The organism is Caballeronia sp. EK, from assembly GCF_014384845.1.
GTDB lineage: Bacteria > Pseudomonadota > Gammaproteobacteria > Burkholderiales > Burkholderiaceae > Caballeronia > Caballeronia jiangsuensis.
The window spans coordinates 1-17,591 of sequence record NZ_JACSUE010000020.1 but is presented as its reverse complement, the minus strand read 5'-3'; the positions used below and the strand labels follow the sequence as shown (position 1 = coordinate 17,591).

At 59.5% G+C, this 17,591-nt stretch carries 12 protein-coding genes and 3 pseudogenes; 4 read left to right on the top strand and 11 right to left on the bottom strand.

Translation table 11 applies throughout. The features are described from left to right. Positions 1-69 precede the first annotated feature (69 nt). The gene (locus IAG25_RS35710) at positions 70-1,377 is read left to right on the top strand and encodes an MFS transporter (RefSeq protein ID WP_187609057.1); all 1,308 of its coding nucleotides are present in this window, start codon (positions 70-72) and stop codon (positions 1,375-1,377) included. 2 nt (positions 1,378-1,379) lie between these two features. After that, complete coding sequence (locus tag IAG25_RS35705; protein WP_187609056.1) at positions 1,380-2,510, top strand: amidohydrolase family protein; 1,131 nt, start codon at positions 1,380-1,382, stop codon at positions 2,508-2,510. A gap of 572 nt (positions 2,511-3,082) precedes the next feature. Here the strand turns inward: IAG25_RS35705 and IAG25_RS35700 are convergent. The 7 genes and pseudogenes from IAG25_RS35700 to IAG25_RS35675 all read right to left on the bottom strand — a co-directional run bounded on the left by IAG25_RS35700 (position 3,083) and on the right by IAG25_RS35675 (position 10,103). Then, entirely contained in the window at positions 3,083-4,267 is a 1,185-nt protein-coding gene (locus tag IAG25_RS35700) for an epoxide hydrolase family protein (protein WP_187609055.1), read from the bottom strand. A gap of 361 nt (positions 4,268-4,628) precedes the next feature. Beyond that, positions 4,629-5,168: a YbaK/EbsC family protein gene (locus IAG25_RS35695; RefSeq protein WP_187609124.1), complete on the bottom strand. Its 540-nt coding sequence runs from the start codon at positions 5,166-5,168 to the stop codon at positions 4,629-4,631. Between the two features lie 180 nt (positions 5,169-5,348). Next, a complete protein-coding gene (gene hutH / locus IAG25_RS35690) occupies positions 5,349-6,881 on the bottom strand; it encodes a histidine ammonia-lyase (RefSeq protein WP_187609054.1) in 1,533 nt (510 codons plus the stop codon). Between the two features lie 154 nt (positions 6,882-7,035). Continuing rightward, a complete protein-coding gene (locus tag IAG25_RS35685) occupies positions 7,036-7,986 on the bottom strand; it encodes a LysR family transcriptional regulator (RefSeq protein ID WP_187609053.1) in 951 nt (316 codons plus the stop codon). A 172-nt stretch (positions 7,987-8,158) separates the two neighbouring features. Further along, a pseudogene (locus IAG25_RS35680) lies at positions 8,159-8,934 on the bottom strand (LysR family transcriptional regulator). Then, positions 8,917-9,221: pseudogene (locus IAG25_RS41765) on the bottom strand (aconitase family protein); the annotation flags it as partial. The pseudogenes IAG25_RS35680 and IAG25_RS41765, both read right to left, overlap by 18 nt. A 3-nt stretch (positions 9,222-9,224) precedes the next feature. Then, positions 9,225-10,103 (bottom strand): alpha/beta fold hydrolase, encoded by an 879-nt coding sequence (locus IAG25_RS35675; protein WP_187609052.1) that lies wholly within the window; start codon positions 10,101-10,103, stop codon positions 9,225-9,227. Positions 10,104-10,221: 118 nt separating this feature from the next. Here IAG25_RS35675 and IAG25_RS35670 point away from each other — a divergent pair, with 118 nt between their 5' ends. Both IAG25_RS35670 and IAG25_RS35665 read left to right on the top strand, forming a co-directional pair. After that, positions 10,222-11,139 (top strand): LysR family transcriptional regulator, encoded by a 918-nt coding sequence (locus tag IAG25_RS35670; RefSeq protein ID WP_187609051.1) that lies wholly within the window; start codon positions 10,222-10,224, stop codon positions 11,137-11,139. Between the two features lie 174 nt (positions 11,140-11,313). Then, the gene (locus tag IAG25_RS35665; RefSeq protein WP_187609050.1) at positions 11,314-12,744 is read left to right on the top strand and encodes an IS1182 family transposase; all 1,431 of its coding nucleotides are present in this window, start codon (positions 11,314-11,316) and stop codon (positions 12,742-12,744) included. Positions 12,745-12,890: 146 nt separating this feature from the next. Here IAG25_RS35665 and IAG25_RS41760 read toward each other — a convergent pair. The 4 genes and pseudogenes from IAG25_RS41760 to IAG25_RS35650 all read right to left on the bottom strand — a co-directional run. Next, positions 12,891-13,676 (bottom strand): annotated as a pseudogene (locus IAG25_RS41760) (DUF3500 domain-containing protein); the annotation flags it as partial. A gap of 179 nt (positions 13,677-13,855) precedes the next feature. Further along, the gene (locus tag IAG25_RS35660; protein WP_187609049.1) at positions 13,856-15,103 is read right to left on the bottom strand and encodes an NAD(P)/FAD-dependent oxidoreductase; all 1,248 of its coding nucleotides are present in this window, start codon (positions 15,101-15,103) and stop codon (positions 13,856-13,858) included. A 266-nt stretch (positions 15,104-15,369) separates the two neighbouring features. Continuing rightward, positions 15,370-15,564 carry a hypothetical protein gene (locus IAG25_RS35655; protein ID WP_187609048.1) on the bottom strand — a complete coding sequence of 65 codons (195 nt, stop codon included), beginning with the start codon at positions 15,562-15,564 and terminating at the stop codon, positions 15,370-15,372. Further along, positions 15,513-16,565 (bottom strand): Rieske 2Fe-2S domain-containing protein, encoded by a 1,053-nt coding sequence (locus tag IAG25_RS35650; RefSeq protein ID WP_187609047.1) that lies wholly within the window; start codon positions 16,563-16,565, stop codon positions 15,513-15,515. The genes IAG25_RS35655 and IAG25_RS35650 overlap by 52 nt, the downstream gene beginning before the upstream one ends. Positions 16,566-17,591 lie beyond the last annotated feature (1,026 nt).

The following is a 17,591-nucleotide window of genomic DNA, read 5'->3' as shown; positions in this document are numbered from 1 at the left end:
AAAAAGGACCACCGCTTCGCGCATGCCGGCATGAAGGCGCGCGTTCGGTGCTTCTTCCGGAGACGAATCATGACATCCCTATCTTCGAATATCGCGGCCGAAACCGCCGTCGACATCACGCTCGAACAGCAAGCCGTCAAAAAGGCGGCGTGGCGTTTCATCCCGCTTCTTGCGCTCGCTTACTTCTTCAATTATCTCGATCGCACCAGTGTCGGCTTCGCGGCCCTCACGATGAACCGCGACCTCGGCCTGACCGCGACACAGTTTGGCTGGGGCGCGGGCATCATGTTCGCGGGCTATTGTCTTTGCGAAGTGCCGAGCAATCTCGCGATGTATCGCTTCGGCGCTCGACGATGGCTTGCGCGCATCATGATCACGTGGGGCTTCTTCGCTGCCGCGACGGCGCTCGCGGTCGGACCCAAGAGCTTCTACGTGATTCGGCTTCTGCTGGGCATCGGCGAAGCGGGCTTCTTTCCTGGCGTCATCTTCTTTCTCGCGGTGTGGTTCCCGGCCAGTTATCGCACGCGGGTGCTGGCCTGGTTCACCGTCTCGACGCCGCTTTCTTCGTTGGTGGGCGGGCCATTGTCCGCGTGGCTTCTCAAGCTGGACGGCTTGCTCGGACTCGCCGGATGGAAATGGATGTTCATCTTCGAGGGCCTGCCGGCGTGCATTCTCGGCTTCTTCGTACTGAAAATGCTTGCGGACAGACCCGCCGATGCAAAGTGGCTCTCACCAGAAGAACGCCAGGCCCTGCAAAGCGCCTTCGATCGCGAAGGCAATGCGAGCCAGAAGAATAAGGATTTCGGCGCCGCGCTCAAGGATGTGCGGATGTACATCCTCGCGATGATTTCCTTCGGTTTCACGATGGGCTCCTACGGCATCGGCATCTGGCTGCCGCAGATGCTCAAAGCGCATGGCATGAGCGTGACGCAAACGGGCTGGGTATCGGCTGTGCCCTACTTCTTCGCGACCATCGCGCTTTTGTGGTGGGCAAAACGCGTCGATCGGCGCGGCGGCCATATCGCTAACCTTGCGGCGGGTCTCTTCATCGGTGCGGTTGCGCTTGGCATCTCGACCTATTTCGAGCAGCTGGTGCCTGCGTTGACGGGCATTACGTTGGCGTTGATCGGAACCATCGCGGGTCGCACGATCTTCTACACGCTGCCCGCACGGTTCCTGTCCGGTCAGGCGGCTGCCGGCGGGCTGGCGCTGATCAACTCTATCGGCGCGCTGGGCGGCTTCGCCGGTCCGTATCTCGTCGGCTATCTGAAGGACAGTTTCGGCACCTTCACCGCGGGCATGGTCGGTCTTGCCGTCGTACTCGTGATCACGACGTTGCTGACGCTTTCCCTGTACGCATTCAACAAGGGGAAGTGAAGATGCCATCTCCTCATTCGATTCGCCGGCGCCACTTGCTTGGCGCGGCCGCCGCATCCGTCCTGATGCCTGCGCTCGGCGTGCGCAACGCTTTTGCCAAAGAGGAAACACGGAGTATGAGTACTAGCGGCAATTACCTGCCTGTTCGGGCCGAGTGGCTCGCATCCGGAACGGAAGCGGCGCTCGAACCGGACATGCCGATCATCGACGCGCATCATCATTTTTATGAACGCCCGGGCTGGACGTATTTGCTCGACGAGTATCTGGAGGATGCGCGGTCTGGACACAACATCACTGCGTCTGTCTTCATGCAGGCATTGACACGGTACCGCACCACGGGCCCGGAACCACTGCGGCCGGTTGGCGAAGTCGAGTATGTCGCGCAAGTCACCGCGCCGATGCAGAAAGAAAAGCCGCAGATAGCGAAGGGCATTGTGGGATACGCAGATCTCCGGCGTGGCGCCGCGGTACGAGACGTACTCGAGGCGGAACTGGAGGCAGGCGATGGCCGCTTGCGCGGTGTTCGACACCTCGTAACCTGGGATGCCGACGCCTCGCTTGTGAACCCACTGTCGGCCGTTCCTCCTGGACTCTTGCTCGACACCGACTATCGGGCAGGGGTTGCTCAACTGAGATCATTGGGACTCTCCTACGATGCATGGTTGTTCTTCCCCCAGCTTCCCGAGTTATTCGATTTGGCCAAGGCAAATCCCGACACGCCGATCATCGTCAATCACTGCGGGGGGGTGGTGAGAATCGCCAGCTACGCGGATCAGCGCAAGGAAGTGTTCGACACATGGTCACGTTCGATGCGCAAGCTCGCGCAGTTACCGAACGTTTACGTGAAGGTGGGCGGACTCGGAATGCGGATCAATGGCTTCGACTTCGAAAGAGGTGAGCGACCACCCTCTTCGATTGAACTGGTCGAAGCCTGGAAGCCGTGGATGCTGACCTGCATCGAAACGTTCGGCGCGGATCGTTGCATGTTCGAAAGCAATTTCCCGGTCGACAAAGGATCCTATCCATTCAGCAACGGCTGGAATGCTTTCAAGCGAATGACGAGACAGGCAAGCACGGAAGACCGACAGGCGCTGTTTCGAGGCACGGTTTCAAGGGTCTATCGCCTGAGCTGAGTCGCAGACGCAGACGCAGACGCAGACGCAGGCAGCATCGACGTTGCTCAGTCGTGCCAATCTTTGCCGCTTATCGCGTGCCACCTTCGTCAGGCACTTCAATCGGACGTTTGGTCGTTCCGCGCTTGATATGCTGACCTGGCGTCAAGCTCAGGGTTTAGTTGGCATGCGATCCAGTGGATTGACGCAGATCGCGGGCGCGTCCGTCCCTTCCGGGTGCACAGTTCAGGTTTAACGGTGGTTCGAAGTGCCGCGTGGCGTGTATCTCGCAAGTCGAGTCCGTTTCAATCCAGGCGTGGCAAAAACTCCCATAGCTGTTTGAGTTGCTCGGGCTGCTCCTCCGGTATGAAATGACCGCTACGCTGGACGAAGCCGCCCGACACCTTTTCTAAGTAAGCCCGCCAGATGTCTAAAACATCCGCATTCTTGAGATAGTCGAAGGTCTAATCACCATAGAGCACGTGTAAGGGCATACTTATCGTTCTGCGCAGTCGACTTGGTCCTGTTCCTGACCGCCGGGAAACGATGCGAGTCGATGAAAGTCTCGATCAAAACGCTTTCCTGCTTATTATTCAATTCCCGCTTCCAGCTCCGTATCCACCGGCGTGACGAAGCGGACGGAAGAAAGCCCGAATCTCCTCCACGAGCAGTTCCGGTTGTTCCAGTGCCGCGAAATGTCCGCCACGTGGCATCGAACTCCATCGCTGTACTTCGAAAACCCGTTCGATCCAGGAACGAGGAGGCATCGGCAACTCGCGGGGAAATACCGCCACGCCCAACGGAGTCGCCACTCGTTCCGACGGGCCGAAAGCCAGCGGGCGGAGGCGATTTTCCTTGTAAATTCGAAAAGACGCGTCGAGCGTGTGGCCGAACCAGTAGATCGAAATATCGGTCAGTAGTTGATCCATCGTGAAGACGCTTTCGATGTCGCCGTTGCAATCGCTCCAGGTCCGGAACTTCTCTGCAATCCAGGCTGCAAGGCCAACAGGAGAATCGGTCATCGCGTATGACAGGGTTTGGGGCTTGGTGCTTTGGACCGACGCATACGCACCTTCTGCGCTCGACCAAGTTGCGACGGCGTCGAGATAGGCTCGCTCCTCTTCGGTCAGCGCATGCACGCTGTCGCTCACGGTCGGCCGAAAGCTCGCAGGGATGTAGTTGACATGCGCGCCGATCATCCGTGCGGGGAAACGGCGCGCAAGCCACATCGAAACTCCGGCGCCAATGTCTCCTCCCTGAGCCCCGAAGCGGTCGTAGCCGAGTTCAGTCATGAGTTCGAGCCACATCCCGGCGACGCCATGGGAGCCGCTTCCGGGAGTCCGCAAAGCTGCAGAAAAGCCGAAGCCAGGTAATGACGGAACGACGACATGAAACGCGTCGGCCGAATCGCCGCCATATGATGCGGGGTCTGTCAGAAGCGGGAGAACGCGCTCCATCTCAACGAACGAGCCCGGCCAACCGTGAGTCAGCACGAGCGGCATCGGCTCTGGACCTTTGCCTTTCTGATGAACGAAATGAATCTCGCATCCGTCGATGGTCGCCTGAAAATTCGGCAACTCATTGAGCCGCGCCTCCTGCGCACGCCAGTCGAACCGACTTTGCCAATAGTCCGTCAATCGCCGTACGAATGCCAAGCTCGCGCCATCATCCCACTGCTGCGCGTCGAGACACGCGGGAAAGCGAGTGTTCCGCAGGCGTTGCATGAGATCTTCTATCTGGCTGTCATGCACATTTATGCTCAGAGACCGTGCGTACATTCCTGTGCTCCATTCGACGGAAAAGGCGACCAGTCGACCAAAACTCGTCGAGTGCGGCCGTTGGCTTGTTACTTCGATTCGACCTCGCGACGAAATGCTGCAGGAGTCGCGACAAGCGATCACCGGACAGCCGCTTAATGCGGGTGGGCGATGCGTTATCCGCCTTCCACCCGATGGTTCTCGCAAAACCGAACAGGACATCAATACCAGCATCACATACGATTCTCTTCGTCCCCACAAGTCATTCCCGCGTTTGCTGAACATGGACGTTCGACAAGATGCACATTAGTAACGACACTTGCCCCCGAGCCGACCTTGAAGGCATGCAGCCGACGAACCACGCTCACCGTCGCCATCCATCTTACGAATTCGGCTTGGCTAGTGAGACCACGCTAACGCCTGAGAGACTCAACAACGCTGAAGGTGGCAAGAGAAGCTTCGCCTCTCGTATTCCAGCGCCCATGACGATCACCTTCCGCTCCAGCACAGCCGTATCCACCAGTATTCGCCAGCCGATGGGCAGACCGAACGCCGTGATACCACCGTACTCCATTCCAGATGCGCTAACGGCGTCCTCGCGAGAAGCGAACGATACGCGGCTTGCCTCTAGCGCCCTCCGGGCGGCGCCATTGACGTCGATTCGTTTGTCCGCGAGCGCAACTATCGCGGCCAGGTGCGCAGCGCCATTCTTCTTGAAGCGCACGATGATGGTGTTGGCATTGTCTTCAACCGGAATATTGTAACGAGTCATGCATGCGTCGGTATCCGATGCATCATCGGGCACGTTGAACACAACCACGTCGAGATCAGCAATCGAATTGCCGACCCGTTCGGGTAATCGAGCGACGCGTTTGCTCTCTGGAACGAGATTTAGTTTGGAAAGATAGTCGGCGGTTAGCATGAACCATGCACATGAGAGAAGAACTGGAATTGCTGCGAGGCCAAAACGCGGCTCGTCAGATCGTCGCTGAAAACCGGCATTGCGATGACTACCGTTACTGTCCATTCCCGTTGTCAGCATGCACCGCCTCGGTCGCAGTGACACAAATCGCAAAAGCGACGCACCATCTCTTGGACACGTTCATGTACCGAAACGTGGTACGACATCCAATCCAGCGAGCCTCGCGAGTTCGCCGCTGTTCACAAGCGACTGTGCATGGCCCAGCGCGCCAGAGAACTCCCAGTCCGTGGCCATCGAAGGCACGCGCTCGCGCACGGCGGAACGCAGCAATTCGAGCGTCGCGCAAGAGCGCAACGCACCGTGACAATCCATCGCTTCCGTTGCGGCGAGAAGCTCGATTGCGACGATCGCATCTGCGTTGCGCGCCATATCCAGAAGACGGCGCGCACCGTGCGTAGCCATCGACACATGATCTTCCTGATTGCCCACCGTCGGAACGCTCTCGACCGACGCGGGATGCGACCGTTGACGGTTTTCCGCTACGAGCGCAGCCGCCGTGATCTGCAGGCTCATGAATCCAGACGTCAGTCCGCTGGTGCCCGTCAGAAATGGCGGCAAACCACTCATCGATCCATCAAGCAGGAATGCGATACGCCGCTCGGCCATGCCGCCGGTTTCCGCCGCGACGTTTGCAAGCGCATCGGCGACGAACGCGACAGGTTCTGCATGGAAGTTGCCGCCCGATATGACGTCACCGTTATCGACAAGGATCAGTGGGTTGTCCGACGCGCTGCGTGCCTCGGTTTCAAGCATCGCGCAGGCGAAGCGAAACACTTCATGGCATGCGCCCATCACCTGAGGAATGCAGCGCAAGCTGTAGGGATCCTGCAAGCGCCCCTTGGTGCGTTGCAACTCGCGGAACTCACTTTCCTTAAGCAAATCGCGCAAAGCAGCGGCGACCTCGACCTGCCCGCGATGCGGCTTGAGCGCGTGAATGCGGGGATCGAGAGGCGCGGTCGACCCAAGCGCGCCTTCGAAGGTCAGCGCTGCAACGGCCAGTGACGATTGCACAACGCGCCAGATTTCGAACAGTCCAGCAAGGCACAAGGCCGTGGATACTTGCGTGCCATTCAGCATCGCGAGTCCTTCCTTCGGACCGAATCGGACAGGATTCAGTCCAGCGCGCGACAATGCGTCCGCGCCGCTCAGCAGTTCGCCGTTGAACGTCGCGCGGCCTCGGCCGATCATCACCGCCGAGAGATGGGCGAGTGGCGCAAGATCTCCGGAAGCACCGACCGAACCCTGCCCAGGTATCATCGGCAACACACCTCGCATCAGCATCTGTTCGAGCAGCGCGACGACTTCGCCGCGTACACCGGATGCGCCCAACGACAGCGCCGCCAGCTTGAGCGCGATAACGAGGCGCACGACACCCTCCGGCAGTGGATCGCCCACGCCGACCGTATGCGAAAGCACGAGGTTCTCCTGCAACGTATGCAGGTCGGCTGCATCAATCCGTCGGTTCGACAACTTGCCGAAGCCGGTATTCACCCCATACACCGCGTCGCCCTTCGCAATCATTTCGTCAATAATCGCCGCCGAGCGCATGATGTTGATGCGGGCCGCATCACCCAGTAACGCGGTTGCGCCTTGAGCGTAAACGGCGTACCAGTCCGCAAGCGTGTTCGCGCCTGGCACGATATCGATGTTCATCTGAACTCCTGTTCTATAGCGGCGAGAATCAATTCAACGTCGGTGAGTCTATGTGCGCAACATGGTGATGTTCGCGCCTGCTTCATGACGAAGACATCGGCGTTTTAGCGAAATCTTTAAGATGATGGATGTTCCTGCACTAGCGCGCCAATTATTATTTCGTCGCCTTTGATAACGTACGCTTATTAATGACGCGCGTTTGATGAGGACCGGACGCACCGTCTCGCTCTCGCATCGCTCGAATAAACTTCTCGACGGCGACCTCGCTACGGTCACGCCGATAAACCAGATACGTTTGGAGCGTCGACAACGACGCGTCGCTGATCGGCACGACATTCACGCCGGGTGTCGCGATGCCCGCGTAAGCGCTAGGCACGAGCGCTACGCCGTCGCCAAGCGCTACTCGCGCGAGCAGATTAGTGAAAGAAATCTCATGACCCACGATGCGAGCCGGCCGGCCGCGCCGCCTGATGATGGCAATAAGACTGTCGTACACTTCAGGATGACGGTCGCGCGGCACCGTGTAGAAGGGTTGATCGGCGAGATCGCCGATCGACAGCATCGGCTCTTTCGCGAGCGGATGGTCGCTCGGCAATGCTACTCCCATCTCGATGCGCGATCGAAGTTTTACGTTGTGGAGTTGATCGTCGCGCTTGGGTAGTGTGGTGACAAGAACGTCGACGAGCGACGCATCGAGCAACGCATACAAACGATCCGCACGCTCGACGGTCGGGGATATTCGAATCAGCGGATGTGCCTGACGAAAGGCTCTGATACATGCAGGCACGGTGCTATGAATGATCGCAGATGAAAGTCCAATCAGCAGGTGACCGCCCAAACCATCGGCCATCGCGTGCGCATCGGCATGCATTCGATCCGCTAGCGCGAGCATTTGCGATGCCTGCCGAAGCAGTGTCGTCCCCGCTTCGGTGAGCGACACGGCGCGCTTACTGCGCCGAAGTAACTGGACGCCTAGTTGCTCTTCGAGCCGGGCAATGTGTTGCGTCACACCGGGCTGCGTGGAGTGAAGCGCCTCGGCCGCACGGCCAAAATGCAGCAGATCACCCACGACCACGAACGTCTTCAATAGCTTCAAGTCGAGCATCCTGCCTCCCTGTCCTTTGCTCCCGCCTAGTCGCTTTGGACCCCGTCCAAGACCGACTCCGGTGCTCAAGCGAATTTGCTTCCGATGCCGGTCATAAACACTCATTCGGCTGCTGCGTGCAGATACAGCGGGAACACGTTCAAGCCTTCTTGCCTTTGCGTGAAATGGAGCGCTAGCTTGCATCCTTTGGCGAGGTCTGACGATTGCCGAGTAGCGCGATTAGTTGCGTCTCGCATGCGGAACACGAGTATGCGCGCCGCTGCGAGATCATGAACCTGAGCGGACGCATGTGCCAGGCGCGCCGATGCAGTTCAACGAGCATTCCGTGCACGAGGTCGTCCGCGACCAGATGATGCGGCATGTGCCCCTAGGCACAAGCCTCCCCTCAGCAGATCGTGCTTCGCGTCGAGGTCATTCACTAGCCACTGGCGTTCGCTTGCGACCCCGTGCTGCGTCTTCTCTGCGTCGGGCTGATTGTCGGTTAGGACAAGCTGGATGTGTCGACCAAACTCCTCTCGCGGAATCGGCCCCGCGATCGCGGCCAGCGGATGCGATGGCGCACAGACGGACACCATCCGCGCTTTGCATAGATGCAGCCTCTCGATCGCACGTGGGTCGAGTTCGGGCACATCCCCGATCGTCACAGCCAATGCATAGGTGCCATCGGGAATCAAATGCTCGCCGCCCTGCATCGTCGTCATGCGCAAATTGATCGCAGCCGTCGAAGCGTCCGCCTGCAGGGTGCGCAAGCATTCGATCAGGTGCGCACGCTGCCGTAAGTGTCGCTTTGCGAGTATTGCGCTCGAACAGCGCTACATCGAAGGCACTTTCGAGCGCGGCGATCGCGTGACTGATCGCCGACTGTGCACGCCTCAGCTCACGCGCCGCCCCGGAAAAGCTTCCTGCGTCACACACGGCAACGAAAGCCCGAGCGGCGAAAAGCCGTATGCCGGCCCGTTCGCAGTTGTGCGCCGGGTTCTGCGCCTGCAACAGCGAGGCCGCATCGCGAATCACGCGCGGGGTCTGCGCATGCGTCGGGATGATGTGGCTCACGACCGCGAGTTGCTGGCGCGGACGGCGCACCGCGCGGCCGCGGGCATCGAGCGCGCTGAACGCTCGCGGGCTGGTGTACTCGTTCATTAGATGCAGATCGGCGTCCAGCAGCACGTTGTGTTCGTCGATACGCGCTATGGTGTGCGAATGACGAGCTTCCGGTAAAGGGTCTGGTCTGACATGACTTACTCGCTGAGAAAAGGCAGCACGCGCTCGAGCAGCCGCTCCGGCGCTTCTTCGGGAATGTAGTGGCCGCAAGGCAACGCCTCGCCCTGCACGTTTGGCGCATACGCCCGCCATTCGGCAACCGGATCGAAGCACTGTTCGATCACGCCCTGCGCGCCCCACAACGCCATGAAAGGACAGCCGATGCGTTGCTCTGAAGCGAGCGTCGCGCGGTCGTGTTCGAGGTCGATGGTCACGCTCGCGCGATAGTCCTCGCAGATGCCGTGCGCCGTATCGGGATCGGAGAGACAACGCAGATATTCCGCGTAGGCCGCCGGCGTGAACGGCGCGAGACCGGCACTGCGCGCGCCGATGGTCTGCTTGAGATAGAGATCGGGGTCCGCGCGGATCAGCGTCTCCGGAAAGGGCGCCGGGCGTACCAGCATGAACCAGTGCCAGTAGGCGCGCGCGAAGGCGAACGAGGTCTGCTCGTACATCGCGAGCGTCGGTGCGACATCGAGCGTCACGAGGCGCGTCACCGCATCCGGGTGATCGAGCGCCATGCGCGCCGCGACACGCCCGCCCCGATCGTGGCCCATCACCGCGAAGCTCTCATGGCCGAGGCCGCGCATCAGTTCGATCTGATCGAGCGCCATGCGGCGCTTCGCGTAGTTCGCGTGATCGGCGGCGCCCGCCGGCTTGCCGCTGTCGCCGTAGCCGCGCAGGTCCGCGGCGATCACCGTGAAATGTTCCGCGAGCGCCGGCGCCACCTTGTGCCAGATCGCGTGCGTCTGCGGATGCCCATGCAATAGCAAAAGCGCAGGGCCGCGCCCGCCCTGAATCGCGTTAATGCGTATGCCGTCGACGGTCGTCGACACGTTCCTGAAGCCTTCGAACATGGTTGTCTCCTGATCGTGATTCGAGTCTAATTGATGAATCCCGCGATTGGGTTTCCTGAAAAGCATTCCGGAAGTAACTCGAGGGAACGAATCCAGCGAAAGCATATGGAGCATGGAGATGGATGGATTTTCTGACCTGAACCTATTCGCGCTCGTGGCGCGGCACCGGAATCTGGCGGCGGCTGCGCGCGAGATCGGCGTGACGCCACCCGCGGTCAGCAAGCGGCTAGCGCAACTTGAACGGCGCCTCGGCGTGCGCCTGATGAACCGCACGACGCGGCGTCTGAGTCTCACGCCGGAGGGCGAGCTATATCTGTCGAACGGCTCGCGCATTCTCGACGAGTTGTCGGAACTGGAGCATCTCGTCACGCAAAGCCGTGGCGAGCCGACCGGCCTGCTACGCGTGAACGCGTCGTTCGGATTCGGGCGTGCGCGCATCGCGCCAGCGGTTTCGGAATTCGTCGCACGCTATCCCGCGATGAAAATCCTGCTGCATCTGACGGACCGGCCGGTGAGTCTTCAGGACGAGGGATTCGATGTCGGCATCCGCTTCGGCGAGGTGCCGGATGCGCGCATCAACGCGCGGCTACTGCTGGAGAACAGGCGCCTCGTGTGCGCGTCGCCCGACTATGTGGCGCGGCACGGCAAGCCTTCGGTGCCGCACGATCTGACGCGGCATGCGTGCATCGTTTTGCGCGAAAACGAGTCGGCCTACGGCACATGGCATTTCGCGCGCGGCAAGCGCACGGAAACTGTCAAGGTCGATGGCGCTTTGTCCAGCAACGACGGCAGTATCGTACTTCACTGGGCGCTCGAAGGTCGCGGGATCGTGGTGCGATCGCAGTGGGAGATCGAGGGCCATCTCGCGCGCGGCGAACTCGTGCCGTTGCTCGCGGACTGGGCATTGCCGGATGCCAATATCCACGCGATCTATCTGGAGCGCAATCAGCTTTCGGTCAAGCTCAGGACCTTCGTCGACTTTCTCGGCGAGTTTCTGCGCAGACCGAGCGGCACTGAATGGACACGCAGTCGATGAACGCTCCCAACATAGGTTTCGAAGTGCGTTCCAAGAGACAGATTTCAGCGGTCAAAGAGACATTCGGACGTCGCTCGGAGGCTGACATTGAATGACGCTTAATGGCCCAGATTGTGTCAAAACGCATTTTTGGAGCGCTAAAATTTTGCTATCCGACGGCGGAGGACAAGCAAAATGAAGCGGTTCGTTCGAGGCGACGATCGTAACCAGAGCTTTCTCCTTCCCGAAGCACTTGATGATTACGTGACGGACACAAATCCGGTCCGCGTGATCGATGTCTTTGTAGAAGAACTTGATCTTAATGATCTGGGGTTCGAGGGAGTACAGCCTGCGTTGACTGGAAGGCCGGCTTATCATCCTGAGGTGATGCTTAAGATCTATATCTACGGGTATCTCAATCGCATCCAGTCCAGTCGTCGTCTTGAACGCGAAGCGCAGCGAAATATCGAGCTGATGTGGCTCACTGGTCGACTGGCTCCGGACTTTAAAACCATAGCTCGGTTCCGTAAAGACAACGGCAAAGCTATCCGCAACGTCTGCGGTCAGTTTGTGATGCTATGCCAACGTCTGGACCTTTTTGCTGAAGCAATCGTCGCGATCGACGGCAGCAAGTTCAAGGCGGTGAACCATCGCGACCGCAACTTCACGAACGCCAAGCTCGAACGGCGCATGCGCGACATCGAGTCAAGTATTGCTCGGTATCTTCAGGCGATGGACACAGCCGATCGTCAGGAGCCTGCAATCGCGAAGGCCAGGACGGAGCGACTGCAGGACAAGATTGCAGCCTTGAAGGAGCAGATGCAACGTCTCAAGGAGATCGAGGTCCAGCTCAAGGCGGCACCCGACGGACAGATATCGCTCACCGATCCGGATGCGCGTTCGATGAAGACGCGCGGCACGGGGGTCGTCGGCTACAACGTACAAACGGCCGTCGACACGAAGCACCATCTAATCGTCGCGCACGTCGTCACTAACGATGGTATTGATCGCGATCAGTTGACATCGACGGCCAAGCTTGCTCGTGCTGAAATGGGCGTCGAAAAGATCACTGCTGTTGCGGATCGCGGCTATTACAAGAGTGAAGAGATACTCGCATGCCACGAGGCTGGAATAACGGTGTTTGTTCCGAAGACGGTGACCTCGATGGCCACTGCTGATGGCCGCTTCGGGAAGGATGACTTCATTTACAACGCAAAGACGAACGAATACCGGTGCCCGGCAGGGGAGAGACTTATTTGGCGATTCTCTACCATTGAACGCGGCTTGAAGATCAGTAAATACTGGAGTTCGAATTGCCAGCAATGTCCGTTGAAGGAGAACTGCACGCCCAGTCCACAACGTCGCGTGGCCCGTTGGGAACACGAAGCTGTTCTTGAGGATATGCAGACGCGTCTCGATCATGCACCTGAAATGATGCGGATCCGGCGACAAACCGTCGAGCACCCGTTTGGCACGATCAAGGCATGGATGGGAGCCACTCATTTCCTGACTCGAACCATTGAGCGGGTGAGCACGGAAATGAGCTTGCACGTGCTTGCATACAACATCAAGCGAGTGACTAACATACTTGGTTCAGACGTTGTTATGAAGGCGATACGGGCGTGATGCCCGCAGGAGTTGAACACTCGGCGATAACTTCGCCCGCGACTTAAAATTCGGCATGCGCAACGAAAGATTGTGAGTTGCACCGATACGGCGTTTCGTCGATTCATGTGGCTGTGCGTTTTGACACAATCTGGGCCAACATAGGTCGCCAGCAGCGTCTCGAGACGCTCGCGACCTTCCTGCGGAAGGTCCGAGTAATGGATGCCACTCGGCTCGAAATGCCGGTTATCGTTGAACGGCCCCGCGAACACCTCCCACGGAAGCTCATTGCCGATTGTCGCCCGTTGCCGCGCCTCCGCCGACAGTGCACTCATTAGCGCATGGCCTTGCTCCTCTTCGTCGGCAAACACGCGCAGGCCGCTATATTTGCCGAACCGCGCCAGGACCGGCTCCGAACCCATGAAGATCGGCGTCGTGACGAGTTGGTCGCCAAGCACGCAGCAGTTGATATTCAGGTGGTGACCATCGATCTGCCACCCCCAAGGCTCGTTAGACGACGGGTTCCCAAAGATGCTGACCCAGTAGTACCACTCGTCGTATTCCTCGGGCTTGCCTGTGATCTCGAAGGCGTGCTCGTTGAGTCGCATGACATCGCGCGCGGTCCGATAACCCGCCCTGCTCATCGTCTCGCGCAATAGTGCCAGCGCGGCGTCGCGCTGGCCGCGGCTGAGATCGGCGAGGCAGACTCCGTGACGGGGGATCAGCCAGGCGTGAATGTTGGACCATTCCCGCCACGCCTCGCCGTCTATAGGCAGGCAAACGGCTTGCCGCTGCCTGACATCGAGGCTCGCGAGAAAGGTCTGCGCGGCCTCGACCAGTGAAGCAAGCGAGGCGCCGGCCACAACTAGCGCGGGGGGCTCTTGGCCAGTTGAACTGGTACAGATCACTCCGCTGAACGGTTCAGACAAGCCGGTTCGTGCCAGATCGATCATCTTCTGCTGTCGCGGTGTCGGTTGGAATGATCTAGTCGCCGGTGCCTCCGGCCAGTTCCGCAAGCCAAAATTCGCCGTTTCTCCTGCCATGTTGTTCTCCCTCCCGGTTATTTGGCCGCCCTCCGACGGCAGACTGATCATAAAAACATTCGTACAGCAAATGCCGTTAGCCGACGTGCTTACGCTACCTCGCGTCGAAAAACGTCGGCGGTGTGCGCCCGAAGATCAAAATTGAGATCGGCCGCCTGTTCCGGCGACAGACGCGGATCAACGGCCAGCAGTCGGCGCGCGACCACGTGGTCGGTCGGCCGGTTGATAGACTCGACGCCGGTCAGGACGCCACCACGAAAGAAGAACACCGAAAAACTGTGGCTGTCAGGGTCACCGCGCAACACCGCACGATCATGGCCAACGGCGTTGCCCGCGATCTGCAATCTCAGATCAGCCTGCTCGGACCAGAACCACGGAACCTTATCGTAGGGCTCTGGCTTGCCGATGATCGCTGCTGCTGCTGCTGCGCCCTGGTCAACGGCGTTCTGTATCGATTCGAGACGGCAGCGGCCGGCCGCGAAGCGGCTTGGGAAATTGGCGCAATCTCCGATCGCGAAAATGGCCGGGTCGGCGGTCGCCAAGTTCTGATCGACAAGGATCCCGTTGTCGACTGTCAGCCCCGCTGCCGCGGCGATCTCGGTATTGGGCCGAACGCCGATACCGATCAACACGAGGTCGGCCGAAAGTTTGCGGCCATCGCTCGTCTCGACCCCGGTAACTCGCCTTTCGCCGAGAATACGGGTAACACGGGTGCCAAGCAGAACGTCGGAACCCCATCTGCGGTGCACCTGGGTGAAGTAACGGGACGTCTCCCTGGACACGACGCGCTCCATCGGGTTCTGCATCATCTCGACGATATGTACGCGAACCCCGGCGTTCCGAGTGACGGCCGCAAATTCGAGTCCAATGAAGCCGGCACCGATGACCACAGCTTCGCGCGCACCGGCGAGTCGCGTACGCAACGCCTCGGCGTCGGCGAGCGTGCGCAGCGGCAACACACCTTCGAGTCCAGCGCCCGGGACCGGCAAAGGTCGGAATCGGGCACCGGTCGCCAACACCAACTGGTCGTACGAGACCTTGCGGCCCGACGCACATTCGACGTGTCGCGTCTGCCGGTCGATCGACGTCACGCTCTCACCGATTTCCAGTTCGATTCGCTGATCTCGATAGAACGCTTCCGGTCGCAGCCAGAGTTTCTCCAGCTCGATCTCGCCAGTGAGAAAAGTTTTCGACAGGGGCGGACGATCATAAGGAATCCTGGGCTCGTCGCCGATCAGCACGACGCTGCCGTCGAACCCTGCTTGCCGCAACGAGGCCGCTGCCTGAAAACCGGCCTGACCCGCGCCGACGATGACGACATTCAAGTTCTTTGTCATGCCTTCTTCTCCATCCGGTACACGACGGGACAGCCTGCTTTCCACGACGCCACCCATCGACGAGGGAGTCGGGCATTCACAGCGTGCTCGCTGGCGGTGAATTCGAGCATCTCGTGTTCGCTCCATTTTCTTGAAGTAACGATCAGAATCGCCACCGCGCGACATGAATGTGGATGGCGGGGTCTGTTGCTCCGAGCCGTCGCCTTCAGCGAAGGATCGCGGCGCATAGCACTGCGGCGTCGCGTCTCAGATGCGGTGCAGGACAATCAGGCGAGGCGCCCCACGTTATCTCCGAGGGCGGCGGCTTCCGACGCGCTGAGGACTGCGTTCCAGGTTCCCGTCGGAATGCCCCGCGCCGCTTTCTTGTCGCGCACGACATTCATCGGGTCGAGCCCTCGTTCGAGGCGCTTCAGTTGCTCTCGCAGCATCCGCCGCAACAGCACGACGCCCGTGTCGGACATGCCAAGGTTTTCCAACGCGTGTACCGCTGTCGTGCGCTGACCTTCCTGTGCTTCACGATCGTCTGGCTTGCGCTGACGCTCCTCGTAGCTTCGTGAGACCACCGCCCCGGACGAGCCTCGTTGCTGATATCCGTACCGGGACGCCAGCCCACCTTCGGCTCGCCGTTCTCCAACGGCCACGCCACGATGCTAATGCCACGCACGTGCTCGTTGTCGATCGGCACCGCCCACGACAGTTCCGTCGCCCTCGTTTTGCGTCCGCCATCGTGGCTGACCGCCGGGACCAGATATGCGTTCGGCACGATGCATTCGGCATGGCGAATGCAATAGTCGCCATTGGGCAACTCGCGCACCATGTTGAAACGCACCCCGGTCGGCCTCTTTTCGAAATCGATCTTGGCCATATCGCGCGCCAAGACGCTTGCCGTCATTCCCTCGAGCATGTTGTGCCCTTGGTTGCCGCTGATAACCTGGTGCAACATGATCAAATGCCAAGGATCGACGACGTTCTCGTAGTGCTGCAGCCAGTTGCAGTCCGTGACGTACCCAATTCCCTGGTCGTCCCAAAGCCGCATGCCGCGCAGTTCCACCTCGCCCACGACCTGCGAGTCGATGATGTCGTAGATCGGGAATTCCGGCTCGGTCCCGGGAGGGCCCATGTACACGAATACCAGTCCGCCGAATTCAAGCGCAGGATAAGCAGGCTGCCATACGTTCATTCGTTCACGAAACTCATCGGTCTCGCACGGCATTTCCAGGCAGCGGCCATCGGTGGCGTAGAGCCAGCCGTGAAAGCAGCAACGCAGGCCGCGCTCCTCGACACGCCCCCATTCCAGCGACGTGCCCCGATGCGAGCAATGCGGCTTCAACGCGCCAACCTTGCCTGACCCGTCACGGAATACAACTATCTCTTCGCAAAGAAGCTTTTCCTTGCGCGGAAGATCTTTCAATTCATCCGAGGTGCACACGGGCTGCCAGTAGCGTCGCAGCAACTCGCCCATTGGGCTGCCTGCCTCGACGCTTGTTAGCTCTGTAGCAACTGGTGGGGTTCGATGTCCGTAGGCAGGCTGCATCACGTATCTCCGAGTAGTAGTTAGGGCGTTATCAACGTGAGATGACGATACGCTTCACGTCCGCCGCGATAAACCTGCCGCTACTGGAAAGACTCTCACGCACCGCTGGATAATCACGTTCGCCGCGCGGAGCGGGCTCTTGAGGGCGCCCCCTCCTTCCAAAACCGCTCGATCGGGTTTGCCCTATCTTCTATTCGGCTACTGAAGTTCAGACGGCGACGTCTCGCGGAAGGCCCCGGAACCGTTGATGAAAATGCCCTTACCCGCCACCTTCCGATCATGCGCGGCGCAGATAAACTTACCGAGAGTTGGTTTTCATGTGCGAGCACGACTACCATGATCCGCAGCCGCATCCGCTGTCTTCGATATGGCGTGATGGAGGAGGGATAGACTGACTGCCGAACATGGGACGGCTGTTTGCCGAGATACACGAGGCTGAGATTACGCGCGGGTTCCCGGCTTCGCGACCGTTAAGTTGCTGCAATCCGTCCTAACCTAGGCGATTTACAGCACGCGTTCAGCGTGCGAGCTGATGGCGAAGGTGCAAGACGAGCTCCTATTGAGGGCGTTTCTAGTTGCGTGACGAGGTCTGAGGGCCGACGGCTTTCGCCAACAAGCCTGGACTTCCGATCAACTATCCTGAGGTTTTTGATTTTTTCTACGTGGTGTGGTGATCGCTAGGAAGATGTGCTTTCTGTCGGCCAGGCACTTCATCGTGCTCTGCACGCCGGTCCCGACGTTGGCAGGGCACAAGAGCTTATATGGACGCCTCCCGGCTTGCCAGGTGATGTTGGGTGTGACGGTGTAGAGGTCAGGCTGCAGACTTATATCCGTACATGGACTCCCGCCTATGAGCAAGATCGGTGTGCATTTTCGAAGGTCTTGACTGCGTCCGTACATTCGGCTTCAGATGTGCCTGCCATCAGCACGAGCCATCATGGAAGTTTGCGCGCT